The sequence below is a fragment of the Sulfitobacter sp. HI0040 genome (genome assembly GCF_001634885.1).
Classification (GTDB): domain Bacteria; phylum Pseudomonadota; class Alphaproteobacteria; order Rhodobacterales; family Rhodobacteraceae; genus Sulfitobacter.
In genome coordinates, this window is sequence record NZ_LWEX01000043.1 from 1 (window position 1) to 14873 (window position 14873).

Below are 14873 nucleotides of genomic sequence, written 5' to 3' on the forward strand. Positions count from 1 at the left end.
GCATCACAACATGCCGGGCATCGCTTCTGCCGCCACATCGGTGCTGATCGGTCATGTGGCGAATGCGACCAAGGCAATGCGGGTGGGTGCCGGGGGGGTGATGTTGCCGAACCATGCGCCCCTGACCATCGCGGAGCAGTTCGGCACGCTGGCCACGATCTTCGGGGACCGGATCGATCTGGGTCTCGGGCGCGCGCCCGGCGGGGATCAGGCGGTATACCGGGCGCTGCAGCGCGGGATGCAGTCTGCGGATCGCTTTCCGGAGGAGGTGGCCGAGTTGATGCGCTATCTGGGGGATGCCGATCCCGGCGCTTCGGTCCGCGCGCATCCGGGCGAGGGGACGCATGTGCCGCTCTACATCCTCGGCTCATCGCTTTTTGGGGCGCAGCTGGCGGCGCAGTTCGGGCTTCCTTATGCCTTTGCCTCGCATTTCGCCCCCGATGCGCTGGAGGACGCGCTGATGATCTACCGGCGAGATTTCCGGCCCTCCGCGCAGTTGGCGGCGCCCTATTTCATCCTCGCCGTCAATGTATTCGCCGCCGACACCGCGGATCGGGCGCATTTCCTGCGCAGTTCCATGCAGCAGGCCTTTGCCCGGCTGCGCACCGGTCGGCCCGGCAAGCTGCCCCACCCGGTAGAGGATATCGACGGCGCGATCGGGCCCGCCCTGCGCCGCGGGGTCGATCATGCGCTGCGATTTTCCGCCGTGGGGGATCCTGCGACGGTGAAATCGCAGTTGGAGCAGTTCAGGGCGCAATATACCCCGGATGAGATGATCCTGACCGGTCAGATACATGATCACGCCGCGCGCCTGCGCTCGTTCGAGATCGCGGCAGAGGTGCTGGGCGCGATGGTTCCCGAACCGGCGGCCTGACAGGGCGTCAGTCGTCGGGGCTGATCAACCCGAGACCGCGCAGATAGATCCCGATACCGCTTTCCAGCAGCTCGTCGGCCGGAAAGGGCGTGGCCCGGCCCGGGGAGTTCCGCGCGAAAAGTTCGACGACGCCGTGGCTGATGGCCCAGACATGGGCGGAAACCATGCTCGCCGGCGGGCGGCGCTCTTGGGGTATGTGCTGGCTGAGTTCCATCGCGGCCCGTTCCAGCACCGCGTTGGCCCTTCCGGCGACTTCGGCCAGTTCGGGGGTACGGTTCACCGAAATGCCGCTTTCGAACATCGCGATGTAATGGCCGGGGTGGTCCCGCGCAAAGGCGAGGTAGGCGCGGCCCGTCGCCTCGAAGGCGCGCAGGGCATTGGGCTTTCCTTCGGCATAGGCCGATTGCATGGCGGTGACGAAGATGTCGTAGCCTTGCAACGCCGCCTCTGCGATGAGATCCTCGCGCCCCTCGAAATGGCGGTAGACGGCGGCGGGGGTGACCCCGGCCTGTTTCGCGGCCTCCGACAGGGTGAACCCCGTGGGCCCGCGCAATTCGATCAGTTCGAGCGCCGCGTCGATCAGCGCCTGGCGCAGGTTGCCGTGATGATACCCCCGTTTAGGCATCCCAGATATCCGGCCCGCCGCAGATCCGCCCGTCGGTCTCGCCGATGGCGCGGGTATCCTTGTGGTCGTAGTCGAAGGCTCGCAGCACAGTCCGGATCGCGGCCAGCCGCGCGCGGCGCTTGTCGTCGGAGCGGATGACCGTCCATGGGTTGGCAGCGGTGTGCGACCGGTCGAGCGTTTCGCGGATGGCGTCGGAATAGGCATCCCATCGGGAGAGGCCCATCACATCGATCTGGCTAAGCTTCCATTGCTTCAGCGGATCGCTTTCGCGCGCCAGCATGCGGCGCAACTGCTCGGCCCGGCCCACGTTCAGCCAGAACTTGAAAAGATGGATGCCATCCTGCGTGAGCATCGTCTCGAAGGGAATGACCTGCTTGAAAAACAATTCGCGCTCCGGGTCGGTGGTGAAATCGAACACCTTCTCGACCACGCCGCGATTGTACCATGAGCGGTCGAAGAAAACGATCTCTCCCGCCGTGGGAAGATGCTGGACGTAGCGCTGGAAGTACCATTCGCCCTGTTCGCGGTCGCTGGGTTTCGACAGAGCGACGACGCGCGCCGCACGCGGATTGAGGTTCTGGCGGAAGCGCGAAATCGTGCCACCCTTACCGGCGGCGTCGCGGCCTTCGAAGACCATCGCGATACGCCCCCCCTTGGCGCGGACCCATGCCTGCAGTTTCACCAGTTCGATCTGTAGCCGCGCCAATTCCTTTTCATAGACCTTGCGCGAAAGCCGTTCCGAATGGGGGTAGGAGGACGACAGGATCTCGTCCTTTTCCGCGCGGCGGATGGCGGCGCGGATCCTGTCCGGTGCCTCGTTCTCGAAATAGGCGCTGATCGCCCCGTCGAATGGTTTCTGCATGGTCTGGCTCCTCCGCCTTCCGCGCCACTATGTGGCGTCAGGAGCGCGGGCGCAAACCCGCGCGTGTCGCCGCGCGGTCGATGGCGTCCTCCACCGCCTGCGGATCGGCGTGATGGGGCATGTGGCCCACGCCCTCCAACACCGTGAGGTTGCCGTTGGCCAGATCCTCCATCAGGGGCGCGCTGTGGATATCCAGCGGGACGATATTGTCTTTATCGCCGTGCACGGCCTCTACCGGCATTGTCAGCCTGTCGTAGTTCTGCCGCATCTCGATGATCCGGGGCAGCAGGGAATTGACCTGCTGGGCGTTGGCCCGCGTGCTGTCCCGGCGCAGGGTGAGCCCGGGGCCGATGTGCTTGGTATAGCCTTCGGGCGCCTCCTGCGGGGCAAAGATGGCATCTACGCTGGCCGTCACCAGCTGTTTCGGCGCAAAGGCGGTTACGACGGGGATGAAAAGGGCGGAGCCAAGGGTAGAGCCGGTAACGGTATAGAGCCAGCCGAGGCCGCCGGGCCAAGGCTCCGACACGGCGGAGACCAGCACCAGCGCCGCCGTGTCTTCGGGGCGCGACAGGCCCCAGGCCAGCGCCACGGCCCCGCCGTAGGAATGCCCCAGCACGATCGGGTTTTTCACATCCAGCGCATCGGCGGCATTCTGCAGCAGTTCGGCCTGCGCCTGCGGCGGTTCGGCATCGTTGTTCCATGCCCCGCCGTAGCCCGGCAGCCGATCCGTCCAGCCCAACCCGGGCCGGTCGAACAGGACCACCCGGTAGCGGTCTGTCAGGCGCTCCGCGAAGGAGAAGGTGAAATCCCGCAGGTTCCCGCTGGCGCCGTGGATCATCACCAGATCCGGGCCTTCGCCCATCACCTGCGCATGGACCTTGACGCCGTCGATGTCGAGGATCTGGCCCACCGGCGGCGTTGCCACCCGCGCGCGGGCCTCGCGCTGATAGGCGCGCCATTGCACCGCTGCCACCGTGACGGCGGCTATCAGCAGCAGAACGAGCACCAGCTTACGTCCCAATTTGTTCAAGGTCGTAGGGGGTGGATTGATACATCTCGTTGATCCAGTTGCCATAGAGAAGATGCGCGTGGCTGCGCCAACGATTGAGCGGCACCTGCGCCGGATCGTCGCCGGGGTAGTAGTTGCAGGGCAGGGTGACGGGCACGCCCGCTTCCACGTCCCGGTCGAATTCCTGTTTCAGCGTATCGCGGTCGTATTCGAAATGATTGAAGATATAGAGCGCCCGGTGGTCCGGATCCTCCACCAGACAGGGGCCGACCTCGTCGCTGCCCAGCAGCGTGACAAGGCCCGGGGCCGCGTCCACTTCCTCCTGCCGCATTTCCGTCCAGCGGGAAACGGGCACGACGCATTCATCCGAAAAGCCGCGCAGATAGGGCGATGCGGGCGCGAGATTGCGATGCTTGAAACAGCCGAAAGCCTTCTGCGCCAGCATGTGCTTGGGCACGCCGTGGAAATGGTTGATCATCGCCATCCCGCCCCAGCAGACACCGAAGGTCGAATGCACGTTGGTCTGGGTCCAGTCCATGATCCGGCGCAACTCGTCCCAATAGGTCACCTCTGAAAAGGGCAGATGTTCGATCGGGGCGCCGGTGATGATGAGCCCATCGAACTTGCGGTGGCTCACCTCTTCGAAGGGCTGGTAGAAGCTCTCCATATGTTCGGCGGCGGTATTGCGCGTCTGGTGTTCGGACATGCGCACCAGCGTCAGTTCGATCTGCAGCGGCGTCGCGCCGATCAGCCGGGCGAACTGGTTCTCCGTCTGAATCTTCTTGGGCATCAGGTTCAGCAGCGCGATGTTCAGCGGGCGGATGTCCTGATGGCTTGCCAGCTCCTCGTCGACCACCATCACGCCTTCGCGCTTGAGCACGTTAAAGGCGGGCAGATTTGCGGGGATCTTGATGGGCATGGGAAAGATGTGTCCTGTCTTGCGCGGTCTAGATAGACCCTGCACGGGGCAGTGCCAAGGGCGGGCCGGGGCGCGGGGTTCAGCCCGGCAGAACCCCGGCGATAAGATCGGTGAAATCGTCCTGCGTGCGCAGGGCCGCGACCTGATCGGCGGTGACGGTCACGCCCCAGCGCGCCATCGCCGCATAACGCGGCTGCCGGTGCGCCAGCGCCTTGGCATAGGTGAAGCGGATGAAATCATCGGGATCGACCCGCTCGGGCGCGATGTCTTTCTCCTCCAGATATTCCTGCCACACCCGGGCAAGGAATTCCGGCTGATAGGCCATGGGCTTGGGCGCCTTGTCGAAACGGCGGACGAGTTCCTGCGTATGGGCCTCGTCCCCCTTGATCCAGACCGGAAGACATTCCGCCGAAAGTGTCGTCATTAACGGATCTTTGGGGTCGTCCACATCCACCCATTCGCAGATCGACCCGCCCGTGTCGCAGATGAAATGAGGATAGTCATAAAGCGCCTTGGCCCGGCGTGCGAAATGCCCGGTGTCTTCGAGTGCGGCGATCTCTGCCCTGCGGAACGCCTCCTGCCGGGCGGCGTATTCGGGCATCGCCAGCCCGCCCTTTTCTGCAGCCCCCGGCTTGCCGAGCCAGGTGGCCACGGGGGAAAGATTGTCGAAGGTGATGTTGGAGCCGATGTAGATACTGTCGCTGAGCAGCAGTTCCCGCAGGAAAGACACTTTCATCGCTTCCGCCTTGGCATTGTCGGCGATGGTTTCGCCTAAGTAGCGGGTGCCGATCCGGTAATCTATGGAATAGTGGAACCAGTCGCCCGAGGCGCGCAGGAGACTCGACAGATGGGTCTTGCCCAGCCCCGACATCCCGAAAACGAGGACCTTGCGGCGGGGTGCGGAGCGCCATTCGGCGGCATTGGCATAGAGCATCGTCAAGTTCCCTGTCGGCGTCAGGCCTGACTAACCCAGCGCGCCGCCAAGCGCCAGATGCGCCCGTCCAGCACCAGCAGGCCCAGCCCCAGCAGCGCGAACCCCCCGTAGGCGGCGGGGTTCAGCGCCTCGTCCCGCAACCATGCTCCCAGAAGGATGGCGACTGGCGCGACCAGCAGCGTGACCAGCATCAGGTTGCCGCTGCCTGCCATGGCGAGCACCCGGTAATAGAGCAGATAGGCGAAAGCGGTCGCGATCACCGCCATATAGCCGATGGCCAAGAGGGTGGTGGGCGTCAGCCGGGCCGAAGGCGCGCCCTCCAGCGTCCAGGCCAGCGGGATCATGATCAGGCTCGATCCCGTCAGCATCCCTGCCGCGGCAAGCTGCGGCGGCTGCCCCGCCAGCGTCTTGCGCGCCCAGACCCCGGCAGCGGCGTAAGACACCGTTCCCGCGACCACGGCAAGCTGCGCCAACGACCGCAGATCGAGGCTGCGCAAGTTGTCGAGGCCAATGGCCGTGGCGACCCCCGCGAACCCCAGCAACACGCCCACCGCCTTGCGCTGCGTCATCCGCTCATCCGCCAGCAGCAGGGCGGCCAGCATCACCCCGAAGAGCGCGGTGGAGGCATTGAGGATGGAGGTGAGGCCCGATTCGATATGCAGCTGCCCCCATGCCATCAGGGTAAAGGGGATCGCGTTGTTGAACAGGCCCATCACCAGAAAGGCCCCCCAGACCCCCGGGCGGCGGGGCAGGGGCAGCCCCATGGCCCAGACAGCGCCCCAGAGGATCAGCGCGGCCCAGAACACCCGGTGGGCCACCGTCGTCAGCGGTGCGACCTCATCCAGCGCATAGCGCACCGACAGGAAGGATGCGCCCCAGATGAGGGCCAGCAGGGCAAGCTCCGCCCATGCACGGGGCGACATGTCTTTTTGTTGTGTCATGCGCCTTGCCTAAGCCGGGGCGGGGCTTCTGGCGACCCGAATGTTGCGCTTTCGCGGGCAAAGCTGTGGTGCCGGTTCAGCAAGCGCAACGAAAAGGCCCGGCGCAAAGCACCGGGCCTTCGATTTAGCGCCAAGGGGCGGAATCAGAACTTGTAGGCGACCTTCACGCCGATCGCGACGGCCTTGTTGTCGGTGAAGTTCGCAGCCGGGGCGAAGGGGCCGAACTGCGTCTGCGCATCGCCGATATCGACGTAACGCACGCCCGTGGTGATCGTCATGGCGTCCATCGAATAGGTCGCGGCCAGACCCACGCTTGTGTTGCCGTCCGTCGGGCCGAGGTTCGCGGCGAAACCGCCCTGCGACTTTTCGTATCCCACGGTTGCGGCGATGGACCACTGGTCCGTCAGACGGCGGCCCAGACCCAGCGAATAGGTGAAGACATCGTCGTCATAGCTCAGAAGCGGTGCGCCGGTCGCGTTGGTGTAGCCTGCCGGTGCGATGGTGAAGGCCGAGTAATCGGTCCAGCGGATGCCACCGAAAAGCAGCGTGTCTTCGGCCACGCCCGTCTGGAAGGCAAGGTTGACCGACTGCGGCGTCTCCACCGATGTCGTGGTATTCACGGTGGCGAAACCGCCGGGGGTCAGAAAGGTTTCAGAGGTCGCGACGTCGTAGTCGATGGAAGAATTGTAGGTCAGCGCAACCCGCAGCGCGATTTCGGGCATCTCGTATGCCATGCCGGCCACATAGCCGACGCCGACTTCGCTATCCCCGGTGACGGTGTAGCCGTTAACGACGGGAACGGCGGCCGAAGCTTTCACGGACTGGACGCGCAGACCGCCGTGAACGCTGAAGTTCTCGTTGATGCGATAGTTCAGCAAACCGGTGACCGCATGGCTTTCGAACTCGGCCCGGGATCCGGCAGCGTAATAGCCGGTGCCCGTCGGATAGGCCACGTCCGCGCCGAAGGGCTGATCGTAGATGATGGCATAGGACAGCTGGCTGTTGATGTCGGCCTTGTAGGCCGCGCCGAACTGCAGGTAATCCTCGGCCATGTTGCCACTGTTGACGGAGCCGAGGGCCGCGACGGATGTGCCGGAGGTTTCGGGCGAAACCGAACCGAGGCTGAACTCGACATGGCGGCCCTGTTCGAAAAGGGCAGCGATGGATTGGCCGGAGCGGTCGATGCCGCCTGCCTGAACGGCGCCTGCGCAACCGAGTGCGGCGATGATCGCCGGTAGTCTTGCTGTCATGTGAACTCCTCCCCAGAAGTCAGCGCACCTGCCGCCTGCCGGAGGTGCCATGCGCGCAAGGCTAGACGTGCGCAGGCCGCACAGGTCAACAGGTGCCGCCGGGGCAACCTTGGCGTGTAGGAAGGCGGGTGTTACCGATTTGCGACAGCCGCGCGTCGCGCCTCTGTCCAGAGATTGAGGTAATTGCCGCCGAAGATGATCAGCGCGCCCACGAAGACCCAGATATCCAGCGCCTCGGCATAGAGCAGCATACCGACCACGGCGATAAAGGGCAGGCGCACGAAATCGATGGGTACGACCACCGTGGCGGGCGCGATGGCCAGCGCATGGGTCAGGCACCAATGCGCCAGCAGGCCCGCGACGCCGACCAGTGCCAGCCAGATGAAACTGGCCGCATCAGGCAGCGCGACATCGCCGTCGTATCCCGCCGCCACAAGGCCGAAGACAAGCTGCATCGTGGTGAGGTGAAACAGGATGCAGGTGATGCTCTGCGTTCTTGTGAGCCGCTTGGTCATCATTATCGTGAGTGCGAAGAAAACCGCCGCCATGGCCGCCGCCACGAGACCGGCGTTCAGCCCCGCGGGATCGGGCCGCGCCACGATCAATATGCCCGCAAAACCCAGCACGACCGCCAGCGCGCGCATCAGCGTCAGCCGCTCGCCCAGGATCAGGGGCGACAGCACGATCACCCAGATGGGAGAGGTGAATTCAAGCGCGAAGACCTGCGCCAGCGGGATCACCGTGACCGCGAAAAACCACAGGTTCTGGCCGGTGAAATGCGCAAGGTTGCGCAGAAGGTGCAGACCGTAACGATCAAAGCGCACCTCGCGCCACGCGCCGGTAGCCGCAGCGAGGATCAGCACCACGATCACCCCCACAAGGCTGCGGTACATCATGATCTCGAACGTATCGAACCGCGGCGCCAGCGCGCGCCCGGCCACGGCCATGAAGCTGAACGAGGCGATGGAGCCGGTCATCCAGAGCGCCGCGCGCAGTGTCGTGCTCACCGGGGCTTCCAAATGGATGAAAATCCTCGCCGAAGGCAGTCAGACGCTGGCACCGATCACTCCCATTCGATGGTGCCCGGCGGTTTGCTGGTGATGTCGTAGGTCACCCGGTTGATGCCCGGCACCTCGTTGATGATGCGGGTCGCGGTTTCGCCGAGGAACTCGTGGCTGAAGGGATAGTAATCCGCCGTCATGCCATCCACGCTCGTCACCGCGCGCAGGGCGCAGGCGAAATCATAGGTGCGCCCGTCACCCATCACGCCCACCGTCCGGACGGGAAGGATCGCGACGAAGGCCTGCCAGATCTCGTCATAAAGCCCGTGGCGGCGGATCTGGTCGATATAGACGGCATCGGCTTCGCGCAGGATATCCAGTTTCTCGCGCGTGATCTCGCCGGGGCAGCGGATCGCGAGGCCGGGACCGGGAAAGGGGTGGCGGCCGATGAAACTGGCGGGCAGGCCAAGCTCGCGCCCCAGCGCGCGCACCTCGTCCTTGAAAAGTTCCCGCAGCGGTTCCACCAGCTTCAGCCCCATCTTCTCCGGCAGGCCACCGACGTTGTGATGCGATTTGATGGTGACGGAGGGGCCGCCCGAAAAGCTCACGCTTTCGATCACGTCCGGGTAGAGCGTTCCCTGAGCGAGGAATGTCGCATCGCCCACTTCCTTCGCGTGTTTCTGGAACACGTCGATAAAGAGCTTTCCGATGATCTTGCGCTTGGTTTCCGGGTCGCTGACCCCGTCCAGCTCGCCCAAAAACAGATCCTGTTCGTCGGCATGGATCAGCGGCATGTTGTAGTGGTCACGGAACATGGTCACGACCTCTTCGGCCTCGCCCTTGCGCAGCAGGCCATGGTCCACGAAGACGCAGGTGAGCTGGTCGCCGATGGCTTCGTGGATCAGCACCGCCGCGACGCTCGAATCGACGCCGCCCGACAGGCCGCAAATGACCTTCTGGTCGCCGACCTGCGCGCGGATGGCCGCGATGGCTTCTTCGCGGTAGGCTTTCATGGTCCAGTCGCCCGAGAAACCGGCGAGGCGCACGAAATTTTCGAACAGGCGCGCGCCGTTCGGGGTGTGATGCACCTCCGGGTGGAACTGCACCGCGTAGAAATGCCGTTCCGGATCGCCGGAGATGGCGAAGGGCGCATTGGGCGATGTGCCATAGACCTGAAAGCCGGGCGCAAGCTTGCTGACGTGGTCGCCGTGGCTCATCCAGACCTGTTCGCGGTCGGTGCCGAACCAGCCGTGCAGCAGATCGAGTTCGGTTCCCGTGGGCGTGACATAGGCGCGGCCGAATTCAGCGGTGCCATGGCCCCGTTCCACGTGACCGCCGAGGCAGTGCATCATGACCTGCTGGCCATAGCAGATGCCCAGAATCGGCACGCCAAGCTCGAAGATCCGGGCGGGCGGCATGGGCGCGCCTTCGGCAAAGACCGACGATGGCCCCCCCGACAGGATCACCGCGCGGGGCGCGAAATTGTCAAGAAAGTCATCCGTCACGGCATTGAAGGGATGGATTTCGCAGAAGACATTCAATTCGCGCAGCCGTCTGGCGATCAGCTGGGTGACCTGGCTGCCGAAATCGACGATCAGCAGCTTGTCATGGTGGTCCTGCAGGGTGTCTTGGATAAGGTCTGTCATGGCGTCTGATTAGGCGCGCCCCCGGGCCAAGGCAACCCCGTTCACCGCCCCGAGGGGGCGGCATTCTACGCTGTGGCACTATTCCGAACGCCGGGGAAGGCGGGACATGTCGCTTTTTTCTCCGCCCCGCCGTTATCCGCGCGAAGCGCACCCCCACGATGGGCTAGGGACAGGCAACGCATTTCGACAAAAGAGGTCAGCATGACACAGACAGCCAGACGTGGACGGGGCGGCGGCGGCGCGGCCCGACGGGCGGAGCGCAGTGCGGTGTCCTTCGAGACCGCGAAGTACATCGAGCGCAACATCCCGAACTTCGAAATCCTCAATGAGGAAGCGCTGGAAATCATCGAGCACAACGCCGAAACGGTGCTTGAAGAGATCGGCGTGAATTTCCCCGACAATCCGGGCGCGCTGGAGCTGTGGCGCGAGGCCGGTGCCGACGTTCAGGGCGACCGGGTGCGCATCCCGCGTGGACTGGCGCGCAAACTGTGCGAAACGGCCCCGTCAACCTATACCCAGCACGCCCGCAACCCCGCCCGCAATGTCGAGGTGGGCGGGCGCAATCTGGTGCTCGCCCCCGTCTATGGCCCGCCCTTCGTGCGGGACGCGGCCGGCGGCCGCCGCTATGCCACGATGGCGGATTTCAACAAGTTCGTGAAACTGGCCTATATGTCCAAGTGGCTGCACCATTCGGGCGGCACGGTCTGCGAGCCGACGGATGTGCCGGTGAACAAGCGGCACCTCGACATGCTGCACGCCCATATGACGCTGTCGGACAAGCCGTTCATGGGGTCGGTCACCGAACCCAGCCGTGCGCAGGACAGCGTGGACATGTGCGGCGTGCTTTTCGGCGAGGATTTCGTTCAGCAGAACACGGTCATGACCTCGCTCATCAACATCAACTCGCCGATGACATTCGACGACGTGATGATGGGCGCGCTCGAAGTCTATGCGAAGAACAATCAGGCCTGCATCATCTCTCCGTTCATCGTGGGCGGGGCGATGGCGCCGGTTTCGGTGGCCGGGACGCTGACGCAGGTTCTGGCCGAAGTGCTGGCGGGCATCGCCTATAGCCAGCTTGTGCGCAAGGGCGCGCCGGTGATCTTCGGCGCTTTCGTGACCTCCATCGACATGAATAGCGGTGCCCCCACCTTCGGCACGCCCGAAGCCTCGCATATCACCTATGGGGCCGGTCAGCTGGCGCGGCGTCTGAACCTGCCGTTCCGCTCCGCCGGATCGTTCTGCGGCTCGAAACTGCCCGATGCGCAGGCCGCCTACGAGACGTCGAACAGCCTGAACATGGGGCTTCTGTCCGGTGTGAACTTCATGCTGCATGCCTGCGGCTGGCTCGAAGGCGGGCTGGTGTCCTCCTTCGAAAAATTCGTGATGGACGCGGACCAGTTGGGCACCTTGCATCATCTGGCGCGCGGCGTGCAGATGGATGAGGATGCGCAGGCGCTGGATGCGATCCGCGAAGTCGGTCCGGGCGGGCATTATCTGGGCTGCGCCCATACCCAGGCGAACTTCAAGTCTGCCTTCTGGAAATCCGATCTGCTCGACTATAAGCCCTTCGAGACATGGTATGACGAGGGCGCGCGGGATACTCAGACGCTGGCCGCCGCCCGGGTGGAGCGCATGCTGGCCGACTATCGCCAGCCGGAGATGGACCCCGCCAAGCGGGAGGCGCTGGATGCGTTCGTCGCACAGCGCAAGGCAGCGGAACCTGACAGCTTCATGTAAGCGCTCACCTGTCGTGAAGGGCCGGGGCGGGGCGCGCGGCTAGCGCGATCCCGCCGCGGCCTTCTCGGCCTGCGCGCGTTGCAGCACGCGCGCTTCGCCGACCATTGCGATCAGCACATCCACATGGTCCGCCACGCTGTAGCTGGCCATGCCCGCGCCGCGCTGCTCTTCGAGCGCGGCTTCTGATTCCATCAGGCGCATCAGGCTTTCGACAGGTCCGGGCAGGCGCCCGAATCCCAGCAGCCGGGCCAGATGGACCGGGCGCTTGTAGTCCTCCGCCCCGATGCGCGCGGCACGCATCAAGAGCGCGGGGCGGCGCATTTCCTTCAGCATCGTCAACACGTCCTTCATTGTGGAAATCCTTTTCTGCGGCCTTGCCCGGAAGCGGGCTTGGCACAGGTTGGCACAACTGGGGCGGGTGTTGCGGTCCTTTAAGGGGGTGCGTTCGGACCGGATGCTTTTGTTTACCAGCTGGAAACAATGCTTCTAATTCGATCACATTTTAACAAAAGAGTAACCAATACTTCCAATGGATGTGTGGGTAACTCTGTGGATAAATCCACCAGTCGATGGATGACCGCCCATGGCCACGCTTCGGAACGATCCCCCCTCCGCCCCCCGCTGGAACGGCAGGCTGCCCGCCTGGGTGCCGCATGCCGCGCAGCATTACCTAGCCCATACCGAACAGGGCCTGCCGATCCGGGCGCTTGCCCGGCAGGCGGGCTGCCATGCCTCGACCGTCCTGCGCCAGATCCGCCGGTTCGAGACGCGGCGGGACGATCCGCTGGTCGATGCGGCGTTGCAGAGCCTCGGGCGGGCGATGCTGGGCGGCGGGCGCGGCGAACGGGCCATCGGCGCAGCGAAAGAGAGTTCAAGGATGAAGAAGATCAAGGCGGCTGCTCTGCCGGATGACGAAACCCTCGGCGCCGAGGCCCGGCGGGTATTGCGCCGATTGTGCGAACGCGGGGCCGTGCTGGCCGTTGCACCAGACCTTGACCGGGCCGTGGTGGTGCGCGAAGGCGGGGCAGGGGGCGGGTTGCGCACCGCGGTGGTGGCCAAACCGGTGGCGGAGGCCATGGCCCTGAAGGACTGGATCGCGGCGAGCGGCAGCGGGCGCGTTGTCCGCTACCGGATCACGGCAGCGGGCAGGGCCGAGGTGGCGCGCGATCTGGGCGGCGCGGCCGACACCGAAGAGCCGCCCGTTCCGGCAGAGGGTTTTGCAGAGGCGCCCATGGCCTTCGATGGGCCGGCCCCCTCCCGCGAGGCTGCCGCGGAGGACGAGGAAGCGCGGCTGCGACGGATGCGGCACTGCCTGACCGAAAGCCCGCTTGCGGTACTGGCGCGCAGGCGGGACAAGTCGGGGACTCCATTCCTGCCCGAGCCGCTTGTTCATGCCGGGGAACGGCTGCGCGAGGATTTCGAACTGGCCCAGATGGGCCCGCGAATGGCGCAGTCCTGGGACAGGTTCCTTGCTCCGGCGCGCGGCGGGGACGGATCCGGCGGGACGGATACGAGCCCCGCTGAGGCCCGCGCGCGGGTGGAGGCGGCCATCGCGGAACTGGGCCCCGGCCTGTCGGACGTGGTCCTGCGCTGCTGCTGCCATCTGGAAGGGCTCGAAACGGTCGAAAAGCAGCTTGGCTGGTCCGCGCGTTCGGCCAAGATCGTGTTGCGCATCGCGCTTATCCGGCTGAAGGTCCATTACGACCAGACGATCGGCTCCGGCGGTCCGATGATCGGCTGAAGGCGCCTGGCGGGCCGGTTTCGGGGGCGCCGCCCCCGGGCCCCCGGAGTATTTCGAAAAGGGTGAAGGGGGCGCCCCCGCGCATGGCAGGCTTGCGCGCGGGGGTCTTTTGTCTGCGCCGCGATATGCTAGACAGGGGCAGTTCTGCATGGAGACCCCCGATGCGCGATCTGAAGATTCCCGAACAGCGGCATCCCGAAAAGGCACGGCGACCGGACAACCCCCAGCCGAAAAAGCCGGACTGGATCAGGGTGAAAGCGCCGGGCGGCAAGGGATATGCGGAAACCGCGCGCATCATGCGCGACAACAAGCTGGTGACCGTCTGCGAAGAGGCCGGATGTCCTAATGTGGGCGAATGCTGGAGCCAGGGCCACGCCACGATGATGATCATGGGCGAGGTCTGCACGCGGGCCTGCACCTTCTGCAACATCGCCACGGGCCGCCCGCCCGAGGCGCTTGACGTTTTCGAGCCGGGCCGGGTCGCCGATGCGGTGGCGAAGCTGGGCTTGAACCATGTGGTCATCACCTCCGTCGACCGGGACGATATCGCGGACGGCGGGGCGGATCATTTCGCCCAGACCATCCGCGCCGTGCGCCATCGCAGCCCCGGCACCACCATCGAGATTCTCACGCCGGATTTCATCCGCTGCGATCCGTCGGTGCTGGAAAAGGTGGTGGAGGCGAAGCCGGATGTTTTCAACCACAACCTCGAGACCGTGCCGGGCCTTTACCCCGAAGTGCGTCCCGGGGCGCGGTATTTCCATTCCCTGCGCCTGCTGCAGCGGGTGAAAGAGCTGGATCCGACCATGTTCACCAAGTCCGGTATCATGGTGGGATTGGGCGAGATGCGTCAGCAGGTCGTTCAGGTGATGGAGGACATGCGCGCCGCCGACATCGATTTCCTGACCATCGGGCAATACCTGCAGCCAACGCCGAAGCATCACCGGGTGGACCGCTTCGTACATCCGGACGAATTCGCCTCTTACGAAAAGACTGCCTATGGCAAAGGCTTCCTGATGGTTTCGGCGACGCCGCTAACGCGGTCGTCCTATCACGCGGGCGATGATTTCGCGCGTCTGCGCGCGGCGCGGCTGAAGCGGCTGGGCGCCTGACGGGTCATTCCGCGGGCGCTGCCTCTGCCGTGGCCTCGGGCACGGGCGGGACCACCATGAGATAGGCGGCCAGCGCCTCCCGGTCCTGCGGGGGGAGCATGGCGAGATTTTCGACGACCTCCGCCATCTGGGCGCCGGCGGTATCGTAGTCGGGCGTGAATCCGGTGGTGAAATAGCCCACGATATCGGCCTGTGACCATGTCAGTTCGGCGGGGGTGA

14 protein-coding genes and 1 pseudogene are annotated in these 14873 nt (G+C 64.9%); 4 read left to right on the forward strand and 11 right to left on the reverse strand.

Features of this window, described 5'->3' with window-relative positions:
* Positions 1-874: LLM class flavin-dependent oxidoreductase (locus tag A3728_RS04400; protein WP_067920624.1), on the forward strand; the 874-nt coding region annotated here is incomplete at its 5' end.
* A 7-nt stretch (positions 875-881) separates the two neighbouring features.
* Here the strand turns inward: A3728_RS04400 and A3728_RS04405 are convergent.
* The 9 genes from A3728_RS04405 to guaA all read right to left on the reverse strand — a co-directional run bounded on the left by A3728_RS04405 (position 882) and on the right by guaA (position 10061).
* Positions 882-1499 (reverse strand): TetR/AcrR family transcriptional regulator, encoded by a 618-nt coding sequence (locus A3728_RS04405; RefSeq protein WP_067920626.1) that lies wholly within the window; start codon positions 1497-1499, stop codon positions 882-884.
* Complete coding sequence (gene ppk2 / locus A3728_RS04410; protein WP_067920627.1) at positions 1492-2361, reverse strand: polyphosphate kinase 2; 870 nt, start codon at positions 2359-2361, stop codon at positions 1492-1494. The genes A3728_RS04405 and ppk2 overlap by 8 nt, the downstream gene beginning before the upstream one ends.
* A gap of 37 nt (positions 2362-2398) precedes the next feature.
* Positions 2399-3370, reverse strand: coding sequence for an alpha/beta fold hydrolase (locus tag A3728_RS04415; RefSeq protein ID WP_067920647.1), 972 nt, complete (start codon positions 3368-3370; stop codon positions 2399-2401).
* A 1-nt stretch (position 3371) separates the two neighbouring features.
* Entirely contained in the window at positions 3372-4289 is a 918-nt protein-coding gene (metA, locus tag A3728_RS04420; protein WP_067920629.1) for a homoserine O-acetyltransferase MetA, read from the reverse strand.
* 79 nt (positions 4290-4368) lie between these two features.
* On the reverse strand, positions 4369-5223 hold the full coding sequence (locus tag A3728_RS04425; protein WP_067920631.1) for an ATPase: 855 nt from the start codon (positions 5221-5223) through the stop codon (positions 4369-4371).
* A gap of 20 nt (positions 5224-5243) precedes the next feature.
* Positions 5244-6164, reverse strand: coding sequence for a DMT family transporter (locus tag A3728_RS04430; protein WP_067920633.1), 921 nt, complete (start codon positions 6162-6164; stop codon positions 5244-5246).
* 143 nt (positions 6165-6307) lie between these two features.
* A complete protein-coding gene (locus tag A3728_RS04435; RefSeq protein WP_067920635.1) occupies positions 6308-7414 on the reverse strand; it encodes an OmpP1/FadL family transporter in 1107 nt (368 codons plus the stop codon).
* Positions 7415-7545: 131 nt separating this feature from the next.
* The gene (locus tag A3728_RS04440) at positions 7546-8421 is read right to left on the reverse strand and encodes a DMT family transporter (protein ID WP_067920648.1); all 876 of its coding nucleotides are present in this window, start codon (positions 8419-8421) and stop codon (positions 7546-7548) included.
* A gap of 56 nt (positions 8422-8477) precedes the next feature.
* Entirely contained in the window at positions 8478-10061 is a 1584-nt protein-coding gene (gene guaA, locus A3728_RS04445) for a glutamine-hydrolyzing GMP synthase (RefSeq protein ID WP_067920637.1), read from the reverse strand.
* Between the two features lie 201 nt (positions 10062-10262).
* Between guaA and A3728_RS04450 the strand changes: the two genes are divergently transcribed.
* A complete protein-coding gene (locus tag A3728_RS04450; protein ID WP_067920639.1) occupies positions 10263-11801 on the forward strand; it encodes a trimethylamine methyltransferase family protein in 1539 nt (512 codons plus the stop codon).
* A 39-nt stretch (positions 11802-11840) separates the two neighbouring features.
* On the opposite strand, the gene A3728_RS04455 is transcribed toward A3728_RS04450, so the two are convergent.
* Positions 11841-12152 (reverse strand): DUF6477 family protein, encoded by a 312-nt coding sequence (locus A3728_RS04455; protein WP_067920641.1) that lies wholly within the window; start codon positions 12150-12152, stop codon positions 11841-11843.
* A gap of 232 nt (positions 12153-12384) precedes the next feature.
* Between A3728_RS04455 and A3728_RS04460 the strand changes: the two genes are divergently transcribed.
* Together A3728_RS04460 and lipA are read left to right on the forward strand one after the other, a co-directional pair.
* A complete protein-coding gene (locus A3728_RS04460; protein WP_067920643.1) occupies positions 12385-13542 on the forward strand; it encodes a DUF6456 domain-containing protein in 1158 nt (385 codons plus the stop codon).
* Between the two features lie 161 nt (positions 13543-13703).
* Entirely contained in the window at positions 13704-14654 is a 951-nt protein-coding gene (lipA, locus tag A3728_RS04465; RefSeq protein ID WP_067920645.1) for a lipoyl synthase, read from the forward strand.
* Between the two features lie 4 nt (positions 14655-14658).
* On the opposite strand, the pseudogene A3728_RS04470 reads toward lipA, so the two are convergent.
* A pseudogene (locus A3728_RS04470) lies at positions 14659-14873 on the reverse strand (diacylglycerol kinase); the annotation flags it as partial.

Excerpts from the sequence above, each read along its gene's own strand:
- metA (WP_067920629.1), bottom strand. The coding sequence starts at position 4,289 with ATGCCCATCAAGATCCCCGCAAATCTGCCCGCCTTTAACGTGCTCAAG.
- A3728_RS04435 (WP_067920635.1), bottom strand. The coding sequence starts at position 7,414 with ATGACAGCAAGACTACCGGCGATCATCGCCGCACTCGGTTGCGCAGGC.
- ppk2 (WP_067920627.1), bottom strand. The coding sequence starts at position 2,361 with ATGCAGAAACCATTCGACGGGGCGATCAGCGCCTATTTCGAGAACGAG.
- lipA (WP_067920645.1), top strand. The coding sequence starts at position 13,704 with ATGCGCGATCTGAAGATTCCCGAACAGCGGCATCCCGAAAAGGCACGG.
- A3728_RS04460 (WP_067920643.1), top strand. The coding sequence starts at position 12,385 with ATGGCCACGCTTCGGAACGATCCCCCCTCCGCCCCCCGCTGGAACGGC.
- A3728_RS04455 (WP_067920641.1), bottom strand. The coding sequence starts at position 12,152 with ATGAAGGACGTGTTGACGATGCTGAAGGAAATGCGCCGCCCCGCGCTC.
- A3728_RS04425 (WP_067920631.1), bottom strand. The coding sequence starts at position 5,223 with ATGCTCTATGCCAATGCCGCCGAATGGCGCTCCGCACCCCGCCGCAAG.
- A3728_RS04450 (WP_067920639.1), top strand. The coding sequence starts at position 10,263 with ATGACACAGACAGCCAGACGTGGACGGGGCGGCGGCGGCGCGGCCCGA.
- A3728_RS04430 (WP_067920633.1), bottom strand. The coding sequence starts at position 6,164 with ATGACACAACAAAAAGACATGTCGCCCCGTGCATGGGCGGAGCTTGCC.
- guaA (WP_067920637.1), bottom strand. The coding sequence starts at position 10,061 with ATGACAGACCTTATCCAAGACACCCTGCAGGACCACCATGACAAGCTG.
- A3728_RS04405 (WP_067920626.1), bottom strand. The coding sequence starts at position 1,499 with ATGCCTAAACGGGGGTATCATCACGGCAACCTGCGCCAGGCGCTGATC.